The sequence below is a fragment of the Paenibacillus haidiansis genome (assembly GCF_036553665.1).
GTDB lineage: Bacteria > Bacillota > Bacilli > Paenibacillales > Paenibacillaceae > Fontibacillus > Fontibacillus haidiansis.
Genome location: NZ_JAZHPZ010000013.1, coordinates 49142 through 64115 on the forward strand (window position 1 = coordinate 49142; position 14974 = coordinate 64115).

General features: G+C 56.0%; 13 protein-coding genes. 1 reads left to right on the top strand and 12 read right to left on the bottom strand.

Going from position 1 to position 14974, the window contains the following annotated elements; all coding sequences use genetic code 11:
- Positions 1–79: 79 nt before the first annotated feature.
- From V3851_RS20530 to mobA, 9 genes are all read right to left on the bottom strand, one after another.
- The gene (locus V3851_RS20530; protein ID WP_331848433.1) at positions 80–556 is read right to left on the bottom strand and encodes a GNAT family N-acetyltransferase; all 477 of its coding nucleotides are present in this window, start codon (positions 554–556) and stop codon (positions 80–82) included.
- A 26-nt stretch (positions 557–582) separates the two neighbouring features.
- Positions 583–1419: an energy-coupling factor transporter transmembrane component T family protein gene (locus V3851_RS20535; protein WP_331848434.1), complete on the bottom strand. Its 837-nt coding sequence runs from the start codon at positions 1417–1419 to the stop codon at positions 583–585.
- Positions 1409–3172: an ABC transporter ATP-binding protein gene (locus tag V3851_RS20540; protein WP_331848435.1), complete on the bottom strand. Its 1764-nt coding sequence runs from the start codon at positions 3170–3172 to the stop codon at positions 1409–1411. The genes V3851_RS20535 and V3851_RS20540 overlap by 11 nt, the downstream gene beginning before the upstream one ends.
- Positions 3173–3185: 13 nt before the next feature.
- Positions 3186–3746, bottom strand: a complete 561-nt coding sequence (locus V3851_RS20545) for an ECF-type riboflavin transporter substrate-binding protein (protein WP_331848436.1) — start codon at positions 3744–3746, stop codon at positions 3186–3188.
- Between the two features lie 126 nt (positions 3747–3872).
- Positions 3873–4904, bottom strand: a complete 1032-nt coding sequence (fni, locus tag V3851_RS20550; protein WP_331848505.1) for a type 2 isopentenyl-diphosphate Delta-isomerase — start codon at positions 4902–4904, stop codon at positions 3873–3875.
- A gap of 40 nt (positions 4905–4944) precedes the next feature.
- Positions 4945–6426 carry a phytoene desaturase family protein gene (locus tag V3851_RS20555; RefSeq protein WP_331848437.1) on the bottom strand — a complete coding sequence of 494 codons (1482 nt, stop codon included), beginning with the start codon at positions 6424–6426 and terminating at the stop codon, positions 4945–4947.
- Positions 6427–6476: 50 nt separating this feature from the next.
- Positions 6477–7985 (bottom strand): cardiolipin synthase, encoded by a 1509-nt coding sequence (cls, locus tag V3851_RS20560; RefSeq protein WP_331848438.1) that lies wholly within the window; start codon positions 7983–7985, stop codon positions 6477–6479.
- Positions 7986–8185: 200 nt separating this feature from the next.
- On the bottom strand, positions 8186–8872 hold the full coding sequence (locus V3851_RS20565; protein ID WP_331848439.1) for a TorD/DmsD family molecular chaperone: 687 nt from the start codon (positions 8870–8872) through the stop codon (positions 8186–8188).
- 218 nt (positions 8873–9090) lie between these two features.
- Positions 9091–9738, bottom strand: coding sequence for a molybdenum cofactor guanylyltransferase (mobA, locus tag V3851_RS20570; RefSeq protein ID WP_331848440.1), 648 nt, complete (start codon positions 9736–9738; stop codon positions 9091–9093).
- Positions 9739–9845: 107 nt separating this feature from the next.
- Here mobA and V3851_RS20575 point away from each other — a divergent pair, with 107 nt between their 5' ends.
- Positions 9846–11066 (top strand): MFS transporter, encoded by a 1221-nt coding sequence (locus V3851_RS20575; protein ID WP_331848506.1) that lies wholly within the window; start codon positions 9846–9848, stop codon positions 11064–11066.
- A 204-nt stretch (positions 11067–11270) separates the two neighbouring features.
- Here V3851_RS20575 and V3851_RS20580 read toward each other — a convergent pair whose 3' ends face one another.
- The 3 genes from V3851_RS20580 to V3851_RS20590 form a co-directional block, all read right to left on the bottom strand.
- Positions 11271–12962: a glutamine--tRNA ligase/YqeY domain fusion protein gene (locus tag V3851_RS20580; protein ID WP_331848441.1), complete on the bottom strand. Its 1692-nt coding sequence runs from the start codon at positions 12960–12962 to the stop codon at positions 11271–11273.
- A gap of 75 nt (positions 12963–13037) precedes the next feature.
- Positions 13038–13532: a GNAT family N-acetyltransferase gene (locus V3851_RS20585; protein ID WP_331848442.1), complete on the bottom strand. Its 495-nt coding sequence runs from the start codon at positions 13530–13532 to the stop codon at positions 13038–13040.
- A gap of 94 nt (positions 13533–13626) precedes the next feature.
- Positions 13627–14847 carry an MFS transporter gene (locus tag V3851_RS20590; RefSeq protein WP_331848443.1) on the bottom strand — a complete coding sequence of 407 codons (1221 nt, stop codon included), beginning with the start codon at positions 14845–14847 and terminating at the stop codon, positions 13627–13629.
- Positions 14848–14974: the final 127 nt, after the last annotated feature.

Consider the following 14974-nt stretch of genomic DNA (forward strand, 5'->3'; position numbering starts at 1 on the left):
AACTCCTCATTCATGTAATTGCTCATCTTCTTCAACCATAGTACCTATCCCCCGCCGAGATTTCAAGGAATTCTCCAAATTATAATTTTTTGCTCATTTGGATGTCCGTTGTCTCGTAGCCCATTTTTTGATAGAGATGGTACGCACGCTGATTGTGGCCGAACACATGAAGGCCGATGCTGACCGCTCCCCGCTTCCGGGCTTCTTCGTCCAGCGCCTCCAGCGTCCTTTTGCCGTAGCCTTGTCCCTGATAAGCTTCATAAATGAGAATGTCGTAAATAAAAGCTTCCCGGCCGAACTTGCCCTCACTGAATTGGACCCAGAGGACGCCGACCGGAATTTCCCGGCCATCGGCCCTATCGACGACGGTGTACAAAAAAGCGTCCTTCGTGGCTCTCCCCTCCGGAAGCAGCTGAGCCACCGCCTTTTCCGACAAGGAAAGCGCCTCTTCTTCCTTCCAGGTGCCGGCCTTTATTTTATCCTCGGCATAGTCGCGAACCGTGCGGTCCAGAAACGATTCATACTCAATCTCATCCATTTCTCTAAGAATCACCATATTGAAGGATTCCCCCCTTATAGTTATTAATTAAAAGGATACCAAAATCCCTCGAAACGCCATCCTTTTGCCAAAATCGCCGCTACGAGCAGCAGCGCGCACAGGCACAGCACCAGCTTGTCGCTCCGCGCCATCGGCGTGCCCATGTACCAGGTGCGTTTCGTTCCCGTGCCGAAACCGCGCAGATCCATCGCATTCGTCACCAGCTCGATATGCTGGAGGGAAGACTGGAGCAGCGGGACGACAACCAGGGACAGATTCTTGATCCTGCGCCATAAATGGCCGTCTCCGCGGGAAATGCCGAGCCCACGCATCTGTAAGGCATTCAAAATATTCCGGAACTCCTGCGTCAAATCCGGGATATACCGGAAAGCGATGCTGACGGCGTAGGCCAGCTTATAAGGAACCCCGAGCTTGTTCAGACTGGCCGCGAACCGGCTTGGATGCGTCGTAAAAATGAACAGCAGCGTAATCGGCAGCAGGGTCAAATATTTGGCGGACAAGGTCAGGACATAAAAGAGTGTCTCCGCGTTAATCATATCGTAGCCGAGCGGGATGACCGGGGTATCGGTTCCGGTAAGCGTCGAGCCGAACCGCGGCGTAATGATCAGGATAAAAATGCTGTTGATCAGCGTAAAAACAACCAGCAGTCCAAACAGCAGCACTACCCGCCTGAAAGGGACACGCGACCGGAGCAGCATGACTATACCGGCGGCGAGCATCACCCCAAACACCCGCAGGTCGAGAAACAAGAAGGTTACGACGGTCCAGACCAGCAGAAGGATCAGCTTGACCGCCCCGTCCATCCGGTGAAAAAAAGATTCTCCCGGAGCAAAAATCTGAATTCCCGAATTATTGTTCATGCGCTTGTTTCACCTTCTTCTCGGCCTCGATGAAAGCCTGCAGAAATCGCGGCGGCGAAGTCAGCCCCCAGGCTTTGGCAAAACGCGACAGACTGGTTTCCCGCAAACGGGCTTTGCCCGCGACCTCGCCGTCGGCAAGGACGCGCGCAACCGGATCGGAAGCGATGATCCCGCCCTCCGCCATGACGATGGCGCGGTCCGCGTACTCCAGCGCCAGATGCATATCATGTGTGATGAACAAAAACGCCATACCCCGGCCGGCCAAACGGTCGATGAAGTCCATGAATTCGGTATAATGGCGGTAATCCTGGCCCGCCGTGGGCTCGTCGAGAATCATCAGCCTCGGCTCCAGCGCCAAAATCGCCGCGATGGTAAGCCGCTTCTTCTGTCCGAAGCTTAAGCCGGACACCGGCCAATTGCGGTACGGGTACAATCCGCAAATTTGCAGGGCCTCATCGGCTCTTCGCTCCCGTTCGGGCGAGGGAACCCCTCTGGCTGCGAGGCCGAGTGCGACCTCGTCGCGGATCATATGCTGGGTGATCATATGATTCGGATTCTGCATGACATATCCGATCTCCGCTCCCCGCTTTCGGATCGACCAGCCCGCAAGGTCCTCGCCCCGCAGTGCGATCGTCCCGGAGCGGGGCTTCAGCAGCCCCGTGATCAGGCCGGAGAGCGTCGATTTGCCCGCCCCGTTGCCGCCCAACAGAGCGACCCGCTCGCCTGCCCGGATCGAGAAGGAAACATCCCGTACGGCATCGTTTCCCCGCCGGGTGTATGCAAAGGATACGTTTCGAAGCTCGAGCAGCGCTTCTCCCGGCGCTTCCCGATGCAAGATCGGCTCGTCCGCGTCACCCCCGGCCCAGGCATCCAGCGCTTTCCGAAACTCGCCCTCATGCGTCACCGGGCTTCCCTCGCCATCCCGGGCAGAGATGCGTACGCTTTCCGGTGTGCGAAGTTCCTCCACTTTCTCCAAAGAAATTCCCGCATACTCGAGCGCGTTCAAATAAAGCGGCTGCCGCAGGCCGTAACGGGGCAGCGTCCCGTCCCGAAGCAGAGCCTCCGGCGTGCCGATCGCGGCGATTTCCCCTTCGTTCATCACAATGATCCGGTCAACCGGTTGAGCCAGCACGTCCTCGACCCGGTGTTCGATAATAATGACCGTCTTGCCTCCGGTCCGGTGGATCTCTTCGATCAATTGCATCGCCCGGATTCCGCTCTCCGGATCGAGGTTGGCCAGCGGCTCGTCGAACAGCAGAATATCGGCGTTCGAGGTAAGGACGCCGGCCAGGGACACGCGCTGCTTCTGCCCTCCGGACAGGTCATGGGGGCCTTGTCCCTCATAGGCCAGCATCCCGACCAGGTCGAGCGATTCGTAGACCCGGACTTTCATCTCCGGCTGGGGCACCTGCTCGTTCTCCATTTGAAAAGCGACATCCTCGCCTACCGTCTGGCCGACAAATTGGGCGTCGGGATTTTGCAGGATCGTACCGATCCGGCGGCTGCGCTCGAATATCTCCTGGCCGGACATTTCCCTGCCGCCGATATACAGCGAGCCGGATACCTCGCCGCCGTATGAAAAAGGAATTAGCCCATTGATGCAATGGGCTAAGGTCGACTTGCCGGAGCCGCTCGGTCCGGCAATCCAGATTTTTTCCCCGGGCGCGATATCCAGATAAATGTTATTCAAGGTCGCCTGGGCTTGGCTTTTGTAACGGAAGCTGAAATTTCGGAATGAGATCGCCGGCTGCATATTTCCGTTGCTCCTATCTCTCTACCGTCAAATTCGTATTGCTCCGGTTGCGCTTGGCGTAAGCCCATACGGCCGGAATGCCCAGGATAATGAATACCGCCGCATTGGCCAGACCCGCGGATATCGTTTGGATGACGATTTTATCGTTCGGTTCGCCCATGACGTAAATATCGAACAGCCCCGAGAACACCAGCGCGGCGAAGATGCCGACCAGCCCGTAAAGCAAGAAATGTGCCAAGTGGCGTTTGCGGATATCGCCGCCCTGCGGATCGAAGCTTTTCGCGAGGTAGATCAGCCCCATGAACGCCGCCGTAATCCCCGAACCCAGCGCCCAGCCCCACCATACGGTGCCGCTGGTCAAGAGGTCGTTGATCACATGTCCGATAAACCCGGCGACGAAGCCGACGACCGGCCCGAACAGAGCGCCAAATATCGCAAGCAGCGCCACGGCCGGCCGAAGCTGCGTATCCGGCGCGATCGGAATGCCGATCCAGCTGGTTGCCCCATAGAGCGCCGCCCCGATACCGATCGTCACCACGGTACGCGTATTCCATTTCCAAATCGATGGTTTCATTCACAATTCCTCCTTATATGTGGGATCAACGCGAATTCTGGCATGTAATCGTTATTTCCAATATAAGGGGAAAGTTTCAGAAACACAATGAAAAATTCTCGGTTTTCTACCCGGAATTATAAGAATTTATAATTCGCGCCGTACGAGCCGCGGCGTGCCCCGCAGCGCCGCCACCGTCCCGGCGCCGATGCCGAACATGGCGGTGCGCAGCTCCAGCTCGATCCGCTCAAGCAGCGCATCGAGCCGCTCCTCCGAGTTCACCGCCGGCTCCAGCAGCGCCCGGCCGAACCCGGCCAGGTCCGCGCCAAGCGCCAGCGCTTTGGCCGCGTCCACGCCGGTGTTCAAGCCCCCGCTGCCGATCAGCGCGGCTTCCGGGGCCGCCGCCCGCACTTCGCGGATGCATTCCGCGGTCGGAATGCCCCAGTCCGCGAAGCTTTCCGCGGCCGCGCGCCGCACCGGGTCGCTGCTGCGGAACTTCTCGACCTGGCTCCAGGACGTGCCGCCCGCGCCGGCGACATCGATGAAGGCTACGCCGGCTTCGCGCAGCCGTTTGGCCGCAGCCCCGTCGATGCCCCAGCCGACCTCCTTGACGCCGACGGGCACCGGCAGCGTCCGGCACAGCTCCTCGATCCGGGCGAGCAGGCCGCCGAAGGCGGTATTCCCCTCCGGCTGGAACACCTCCTGCAGGCTGTTCAGGTGCAGCACGAGCATGTCCGCCCCGGCGATATCGACGGCCCGCCGGCATTGCTCCGCGCCGAAGCCGTAGTTCAACTGGACCGCGCCGATATTGGCGATGATCGGGATCGTCGGCGCCTTGCGCCGGACCGCGAACGTCGGCGCAAGCTCCCCGCGTTCCACGGCGGCGCGGACCGAGCCGACGCCCATCGCCCAGCCCCGGCGCTCCGCCGCTTCCGCCAGGCGCTCGTTGATCCGTCCGGCCAGCTCGCTGCCGCCCGTCATCGAGCTGACGAGCAACGGCGTCCGGACCGGCGCGCCCAGAAACGTCGTCTTCAGGCTGATCTCTTCAAAATCCAGCTCCGGCAGAGCGTTGTGGCGAAACCGGTACTTTTCGAAGCCCGTCGTAATCCCTTCGCTTCCCACCTGTTCCTCCAGACAAAGCCGGATATGCTGCGTTTTGCGTTCGGATGTATCTCCCATCCTCATTCCTCCTTCATGCGTTTCGTAAGATGCCCGGCTTCTATTTCGTACGGCTCCCGGCGATATGTTCGGCGACAAGCTGCCCGGACAACGCGACGAACGGGACCCCGCCGCCGGGATGCGTCGTGCCTCCGGCGTACCATAATCCGCGGATATCCCGGCTGCGGCTTTCGGGTCTGCGCAGGTTTTGCCTAAGGTTATGCGACGTGATGCCGAACATGTTGCCCCGGTAAGAGTAAGTATCCCGCTCCACATCTTCCGGTGTATAACGGGCCAGCTCATGGCTGCGGTTCAATTGGTTTAAACCGTACCTCCGCAAAGCGGCAAACACATTCTCGGCATAGGCCTCTCCTTCCCGTTCCCAATCCCATTTCGCCGAAAGATACGGCGTATGGGTCATGATGAATAAATTACTGCAACCCGGAGGGGCCGCCTCTTTCTCCGAATAGGAGGAGTTGCATATGTACACGGACGGACGAACGGGCGGACGGCGCCGGACAAAAATGTCCTGGAATTCCTCCTCGTAGTTTTCCGAAAAAAATACGGTATGATGATGCAGCCGGTCCAGCCGCTCCGGCACTCCGGCAAGCTGGACAAAGGCGGACAGGGAAGGCTCGAAGGATGAAATCGTATGGTTCGTCAGGGACGGACGGTCCTTTTCATCGAGCAGCTTCCGGCTGGCGGAAAGCGCGTCCCCGTTGACGACGACGAGCGGAGACTCGAAGTCCCCTATAGAAGTTTCGACGCCCCGGACTTTACGGTCCACGATACGGATCCGGCTCACCTCTACACCCGTTTCTATGGCTACGCCCAGCTCCCGAGCCAGCTTCTCCATGGCCACGATCAGCTCATAAGTCCCTCCCTGGACCAAATGGATGCCTTGATCGGCTTCACTGCTTGCCAGCATACCATAAAGTGAAGATACTTTATAAGGAGACGAACCGGTTCTGGCGGCGTATCTGCCGAACATCGCCAGCGTATTGGGATGAGTAAAATGCCGCCGCAGTTGACGGTGCAAGGAACGGTGCAGCGCGGGCGCCAGCGAGCCCATAAAAGCCAGAGGCCGGAATTTGTCCATCAGATTCATAGGCAGCCGGTTAAGCACATGCTCGTTCGCATAGCGGAGCATTCGGCGGGATTCCTGGATAAAAGCAGGATAATGCAGGGCGTCTTCCGGGCTGTACGTGCCGATTTGGTGCTGCATATGCTCGACATTTCCGGTAAGATCGACGACGCTGCCGTCGGCAAAGACGCTGCGCGACCTCGGTTCCAGCGGGATCAGCCGCACATAGTCGTCCAACTCGCGCCCGGCCAGGCGGAACAGGGATTGAAACACATGGGCCATTTCGATCGTCGTAGGGCCCCGGTCAAACCGGTACCCGTCGATGATCACCCGCTGAAGCTTGCCTCCGGCAAAGGGCTGCCGTTCCAATACGGTGACCTCGTATCCCCGCACGGCCAGCCCTATAGCACAGGACAGGCCGCTAAAGCCCGCCCCGATAATCAATGCTTTTTCTCCCATCTGGATACAACCCCCATCCCTTCTACAAACGCTATTAATGGGCTTTTCACTTATAACAGCGGCGACAACAGCCTTGCGGCCGATTCCATGAAGCGAACGACTATTCTTTTCTTCATAAATATTTTTCGGTTAATCACTTTGGTTGACAGCAGATCGCGTTCAAAATCCTTGACGATTTTCTTTACACTGTCGCTTTGCACGAGCAGCATATTCACCTCGAAATTCAAATGAAAGCTGCGCATGTCCATATTGGCGGTGCCCACGGTGGCGACTTCGCCGTCGGCGATGAGCAGCTTGGAATGCAGGAAGCCCTTTTCGTACTCGTAAATTTTCACGCCTACCTCAAGCAGTGAAGGGAAATACGAATGGGAGGCCAGGAACGGCAGCCACTTGTCCGGTTTGGCCGGAAACAGGATCCGTACATCGATCCCGGACATTGCCGCCACGCGCAGGGCGGTCAATATATCCTCGTCGGGAATGAAGTAGGGAGTGGCGAGCCACACCGATTTCTTCGCCGAGGTTATCATGGCGAAAAAGATGTCTTTCATCGTGCTGGTCTCTTTGTCCGGCCCGCTCGGGATTACCTGCACCGCGCCGGAGCAGCCTTGTTCGAGCTCGGGTGATAAATATTCCAGGTCCATAATTCGCTCGCCCGTGACATACTCCCAATCCTGCAGGAACGTAATCTGCATGGAGCGTACGGCCTCACCTTTAACCAGCATGTGCGTGTCCCGCCAGAAACCGTAGGTTTTGCTGCGGCTTAAATATTCGTCCCCGACGTTGAGTCCGCCGAGAAAGCCGGTATTTCCGTCGATTACGACGATTTTCCGGTGGTTTCTATAATTTACCCGGCTGGAAAGCGCCAAGAAACGGACTTCGCCATAGATGCCAACCTTGGCTCCGGCATCCCGCAGCTCCTTGACGAACGATTTCGGCAGGCCGATGCTGCCGACCGCATCATACATAAACCGGACCTGCACGCCCGCCTTCGCCCGTTCGATCAGGGTCTTCTGAATTTCCCGGCCGATCGCGTCGGCCCGGTAAATGTAGTATTCCATATGTATGTGATGCCGGGCCTTTTTCAATTCCCTGAGCAGTGTCGAGAACGTTTCATCCCCATTGGTCAGCACTCGGGTGCGCGTCGCCATCGAAAAAGGGGTGCGGGCGATCCGCTGCGCCATCTGCAGCAGCCGCTGTTGACCAGGGGTAAACTGCGACAAGTCGCGGGGCAGCATATGGCCGTTATGGTCGATCCGTTCAAAGCTTTTGCGGTCCTCCTCCGCCTTCTTGTCGAATTTTCGCCGCTTGAAATAGTTTTGGCCCAGCAGAAAATACAGGACGAGCCCCACGACCGGGAGCAGAGCGAGCACCAGAATCCAGGCCACCGTGCTGGAAGGATTGCGGTTCTCCATAAAGATAGCCAGTCCGATCGTAATGACTGTCAGGGTTTGAAATATACTGACCAGCGTCCCGCCGAAATGTCCGAAGATGCCGAATCCGAAGAAGTAAAAAGCAAACAGGATAGCTGCGATTAGAATAATTTGTAGTCCGCGTCTCATTGTTGAACTCCTTTTATATTACTGCATGTTGCTGTCTATATATTTTACATGAACCTTTAATTTCTTCCCATAAGAATATCGCGGACGGGTATCGGTTTAAAAGTTTATACAAAAAAAGGCTGGACGGAGATATACTCATATTCTCCGACCAACCTCTTAATTCTCCGGGTATTCCCGGGTTGTTGTCATCTATGCCTCGGTTAGCCCTGCAAGCTCCGCCAAATACGGAGATGCTCCAGATCAAGCTTTAAAAATTCCTCCAGCAGCTCCGCCATCCCGCCGTAAAGCGTACTTGTCGTAGCGGCCGCCAACTCTGCGGAGAAGACCGGAGCCCATTTCAGAAGATGGGATTCCAGGAAACCGATTTGGACGTCGGCAAGTCTCAGACAGCTCTCCCGCAGACCGGCCTTGCTCAGCATCGCTTCGCTCAGCACCGCCATAAATTCCAGCTCCAGCGCGATATGATCGTCGCGTTCGCCGCGGATTTTATTGAACACCACGCCGTTCTCCTCATATTCGTTGCGGATTTCCGCGAGGCAGGCCAAACCGTCTATGCCCTCCCCGCGTGACCTGTACAGACTCTCGCAAGCGGTAATTCCCCCTCGTTGAAGCGAGAACAATCGTTCAAATTCATCGGCTTCCTCATAACAAACGCGCCGCAGGTTGTCCTCGGGGATGCTTTCCAGGTAGCTCTTCAATTTCTTTCCGCTGCGGCACACCGGGATCGTATTCCGATGCTCGATCCTGCCGCGCCACTCCGCAATCAGCGACATCCGCGGCGGCCGGCTCAGAAAATCCGCTATCAGTTGGTATACCCAGCCTCTTAGCTCAAGCCAGCGCGCTTCATCCTCCGGAATTTGAACAGGCTCCTTGAACAGCATGGTCATATCGGTCATCTCCCTAACGTTAAGTAACACACGGCTGATTCCGCACAACAATTGTATTCCACGGTTAAAAAAAGATGACTTCCTTAATACCATCGGAAATCATCCTGTAGCATATTGGATACATGATTAAGGGGGATCATGCATCTTACAACTCTATTATAATGCATGGTGTAAGCGCTTTATGTTATATATTTTGACAAATTATTAACAAGTTATGGTTATTGTTCCAACCATTCTTGCGCCCGCCGATAATCCTCCGGTCGGTTCATATTGAACGGAAGATCCTCCTCGCGAACTCCCGCCGCCCCGGCCAGAACTGCTCCGTCAACGATCTCGGCCCGGAGTCCCTCCGCCCAGCGGGTCAGCTTAAAATTCCCTTCCCGCAGCTCATTTTCCAGACCCGGCAGGACACTTCGCCGGTAGGCCGCAAGCAGCGGTTGTCTCCGCCCCTCCACCGTCGGGATGACGGCTTCGAATCTCTTCCCGGGGCCCGCTTCCGTCCCGTTCCATCCGTCTTGTTCCGCCTTCAGCGCCCGCTCCGCCAGCTGTGCGAAGACAGCCTGGCCCGCAAACGGCATGTCGCAGGCCACGGCCAGACTCCATGCGGTTTTGGCTTCCGTTAATCCGGCATGAAGTCCGGCCATCGGACCCGTTTCAGGAAACAAATCGCCTATAACATTTTTTTCCAAGTATCGGTACGCTTCAGGCTGACCGCCTCCGGCAATGATCACCTCGCCGGCGACACTCTCCATCTCCCGAATCAGTCTTTCGATAACCGGCACGCCGTTCAGCGGCAGCAGCGCTTTATTGCGCCCCATCCGGCTGGAGCGGCCCCCGGCAAGAACGATTGCGGTAATGTCGAACATAATTCTCATCCTTTCAGATACAAATCCTGGAAAATTCAAAAGAAGATGGTTTGTATCCCCTTTCAGCAATGTGTTACATTGAGAACATGATCACCGAAAAGAAAGGAATGGCTCGCTTGCGGGATAATGCTAAGCCCTCTTTCTCATCGCAGCTGCCTCTTGGGCCGCTTAACTTTTTTATTTACGGGACCATGGTTATTTTTGCCGCCTTCTTCCAGCTCTATTTGCAGGAGATCGGCATGGACAAGCTGGAGATCGGCAGCCTGATGGCCCTTAGCCCGCTCATCTCCCTGCTGGCGCATCCCTTCTGGAGACATTTAAGCGATCGCGGCCAAAATCTTCGCGTCGTATTGTTAATCATGATGGTAGGCTTATTGGTCATGGGCCATCTCGTTTTTAAGGTAAACACCTACCACATGCTGTATCTTTCGATGATTATGCTCTTTTTCTTCCAGAGCCCTTTGCTGGCGCAGACCAACAGTCTGACGCTGGGCTACATGGACAATAACGGAAAAAGATTCGGCACGTACCGGATTTGGGGTTCGATGGGCTGGACGTTCATCGCCCTTACGGCAGGCCCTATTATCGATCATGTCGGCCAGAACGGAATTTCCCTGCTCTTCAGCATCACGCTGATGCTGGCGATCGGATCCGCCCTGCTGCTGCCGTCGATTTCCTTGACGGCGAACACGCCGCGGATCGCTCCTGTCGAAATCCGGCGGACGCTGCAAAACAAATATTTCGTCGCCTTTATCCTGCTCGGGTCGCTGGTTGCGATACCCAACGCGATCAACAACATTTTTATGCCCCTGTTTATCAACGATTTAGGGGGATCGCGCTTTCAAGTCGGCAGCGCGGTATTTTTGTCGACCCTGTTTGAGATGTTGGCCTTTATACTGCTGCATCGTTTCCTGAAAAAGAAAATCACGTATTTAATGGGCTGCCTGACCTTCGTCAGCCTGCTCTTTGCGCTGCGTTGGGATCTGATGGCCGCGGCGACGGAACCCATCCAGATTATTGTGATTCAGGTGCTTCATGCGGTCACGTTCGGCGGATTCTTCTATGTCGGCACCCGGCTGACCGCCCTGTTTCTGCCGCGACCGTTTCGTTCCGCCGGACAAGCCGTTTATACTTTCGCGCTGAGCGGCGTAGCCGGCGTCATCGCCGGGCTGTTCGGCGGCTGGGTATTTCAGAATTTCGGTCCCGTCGTATTGTACAAAATGGGCGTTGCCCTGACGTTTATCGGAGCCTTAGGCTTCGGCCTGATGTGGCGACAGTTCCACAAACACGGATACTCCCCGGTCATCAAGGTGAAAGAGGAGCCTTGACCTAAATAAAATAACAAGACCCGGGCCTGTTGTCACGCCCGCCCGCATTTGCCCGGCGGTAACGCCGCTATCGCCCGCGGTCTTGTTGCCTTGCACAATCAGTGTATACTATGAAATGCATTTCAGAGCAAGCTTTTAAATCACCCCCAAAAAAAAGAACCTCAACCCCCGCGTTCATGCGCAGGTTTTGAGGTTCTTATCGTTTTATTTCGGCAATTGGAACGAGCTTTTCAGCGATACGATCAGGTTAAACACCGGGTTCCCCGGCTTCGAATACTTGGGATCGACATTGAAATAGCCGTGGCGGAAAAACTGGAACTTATCCTGCGGCTCGGCATCCTTCATTCCCGGCTCGACGAAGCCGTGCTTGATCGTCAGGGAATTCGGGTTGATCTTGTCGAGGAACGTCTTTTCCACCGCGCCTTCCTCTTCCTCCGGCTCATTCTCTTCATCCAGAATCAGCGGCTCGTACAGCCGGAATTCGGCCGGTACCGCCTGGCTCGCTTCGACCCAGTGAATCGTCCCTTTGACTTTGCGGCCGGTAAAGCCGCTGCCGCTCTTCGTCTCGGGGTCGTAGGTGCAGTGGATCTCAACCACATTGCCGTTCTCGTCTTTAATTACTTCATTGCACTTGATAAAGTACGCATGCTTGAGCCGGACTTCGTTGCCGGGGAACAACCGGAAATATTTGCTCGGCGGATTCTCCATAAAGTCGTCGCGCTCGATATAAATTTCCCGGGAGAACGGAATTTGGCGGCTGCCCATTTCCTCGTTCTCGCTGTTGTTTTCGGCTTCCAGCAGCTCGGTTTGGCCTTCCGGATAATTCGTGATAACCACCTTCAGCGGATCGACGACCGCCATCGTCCGCGGCGCCTTCAGCTTCAGGTCTTCCCGGATGAAATGCTCCAGCATCTTCAGGTCGATCGAACCGAAGGCCTTCGAGATCCCGGTCTCGAACACGAACGCCTTGATCGCCTCCGGCGTATATCCCCGGCGGCGAAGCCCGGAAACCGTCGGCATGCGCGGATCGTCCCAGCCGTCCACGATTCCTTCGTCCACGAGCATTTTCAGCTTCCGTTTGCTCGTTACGGTTTGCTCCAGGTTCAGCCGGCCGAACTCATATTGATGCGGCACGCTCGGCATCTCGGTCTCGGCGACAACCCAATCATAGAACGGGCGTTGATCCTCGAACTCGGTGGAGCAAAGGGAGTGCGTCACGCCCTCAATCGCGTCCTCCAGCGGGTGCGCGAACGTATACATCGGATAAATGCACCATTTGTCGCCGGTATTATGATGCGAAGCGTGTACGATCCGGTAAATGACCGGATCCCGCAGATTGATATTCGGCGAAGCCATATCGATCTTGGCGCGGAGCACCTTCTCCCCGTCCTTGAACTCGCCGGCCCGCATCCGCGCGAACAGGTCAAGGTTCTCTTCGACCGAGCGGTCCCGGTACGGGCTGTTTTGCCCCGGCTCGGTCAGCGTTCCGCGCGTTTCGCGGATTTGATCGGCGCTGAGATCGTCGACATACGCCAGTCCCTTCTTAATCAGGATGACGGCGCGGTTGTACATTTCCTCGAAATAATCCGAAGCGAAATGCAGCTCCTCCCAGTCGAATCCGAGCCATTTCACGTCTTCCTTGATGGAGTTGACGTATTCGGTATCCTCTTTGACCGGGTTGGTATCGTCGAAGCGCAAATTCGTCCGGCCTCCGAATTCGTCGGCCAGAGTGAAGTTAATCCAGATCGCCTTGGCGTGACCGATATGCAGATAACCGTTCGGCTCCGGCGGAAAGCGGGTGATGACCTTGTCCACTTTGCCGTTTTTCAAATCTTCGGTAATGATATTTTTGATGAAATTAGGAGGGGTACAGTTGTTGTTCTCCACGGTGATCAACCTTTCCGTTCATGGAATTCTCTGACTTCTCTTTAATTTGCTCCGAATTTTCTTCTTCTAAATATACCGATAACTTCAGGATTGTTCAACCGGACACCACATCAAAATATCATCGATATATTGACCGTCCAGATAAAACTCTCCAACGAGCCGCCCCTGCTCCACAAATCCGCAGCTGCGGTAAAACGCGACCGCCCCCGGATTGCTGGCCAAGACGCGCAGGGACAGTTTGCGGATCCCCCGCTCGGCGGCAAGCCGCTTCATCGCCTCCATCAGCACGCGCCCGACGCCCCGACGCTGGTAGCCCGGATGAATCGCGATATTGATATCGTAGACGTGGCGGTTGCTTTCCAGCGGCGTCGGGAAATCGAACCCCAGATATCCGCAGATGTCCTCCCCGATTCCGGCGACGATCTGGCTCCCCGGCGGGCATTTCTGCAAGTACTGCTCCTTGGTGTTCCAGACTATTTGCGCCGGCGTGGAATGGTTGTCCCACACGAGCGAATCAAGTTCCATCAGCGCCCCCGCGTCCCGCATTTGCGACAGCCGGGTCCAGATTGCATCGGACATGTATTCGACTCCCTTTCTCCTTTGGTTCTATAACAAAATCTTCCGGTTTGATAAAATAGTTTAACTTTGATTATACACCAAACAAGTTCCCGTATTACAGGCTGTCCGCGAGCTTGTTCCTGGCCTCCCGGTTCATATAGGCATGAACGAGGAAGGCCCCTACCGCCAGTACGGATATGGCAACCGCCAGCCAGGCGACCGGGACGAGCCCGTTCCAGTCGAATAGCACGCCCATGGTATAAGGCCCGACCACTTTGCCTGCGGCGCCCATCCCGCCGACCACGCCCAAATAGAACGGCGCGGCTTTGCCGGTCCGGTCCGAAATAAAGGAGGGGATCGCCGGAGAGATCAGCATCTCCCCGAATGTGGTCAGGATCATGGCCAGCACCATGCTCGGGTACGTATGGAAGCTCAGAATGGCGATGTAGCCCAGCATATAGAACAAGGCGCTGGCCGTTAACTGCGCTTCCGCCGATCCGGCAAACGTCCGTTTGATCCACAGAATGAACGGCTGCCCGACAAAAATCAGCACCCCGTTCAGCGTCCATAAAATGCTATAGTTCCATTCCGGCATGCCTTTGGAAATCGTAAAAGGGGATACCCCGTTGTTCCAGATGCAATTGCCGAGCCACAGGAAGAACGAACCGATACCCATAAACAAATACACGCGGTATTGCCAAAGCAGCTTCCAGTTGTTCTGATCCTGCTGCGTTTTTTGTTGTTTCTCCAGATGCACTTCGCCGGAGCTTTTTTGAACTCTGTTCAAATAAAACCAGAAGAAAAGCGCAAACGCCGCCGAGGTGATTCCGTTGGCGATAAAGCTCATATGATAGGAGATTTGGGCCAGGAAGCCGCTGAGCGCCGTCCCCAGCGCCACCCCAATATTGTTGGCCACATAGATGACGTTGAACAATTCCCCGCGGCGCTCCGCGAAGCGGAAGCCGATGAACGCTTGAATGGCCGGCATCGCCATGGCGTTGAAGAAGCCGATCAAGCCCATCAGGAGTATGAACAAGCTCCAATTCCCGCTCCCGTAGGGGAGCAGAAGAAGGAACAGCGCGTTCAGCCCGATGCCGCCGACGATCAGCTTCTTCACGCCCAATTTGTGATATAAAGAGCCGCCGAGCACTTGTCCCGCGATCCCCCCGAGCGACATGACCAGGATGGCGAACCCGGCGTCGGTAACGGTACGGCCGAGCACTTTGAACACGAACATGGTGATCAAAGGCCACATCAAAGACCCTCCGGCCGAGTTGATTAAGCTGGCGACGAGAAAAATTTTGACCTCCCGCGGATAGGACTGCAACCATTTCATCTTCTATCTCTCCCCCTCTGCTAACTGCCCATGATCTATGTAAATTCCGTGATTCCCCGCAAAACGGCAAAGGGAGCCCTGGGGCTCCCTTGTCACAGTTTATTTATAACAGTAAATGTAACAATCC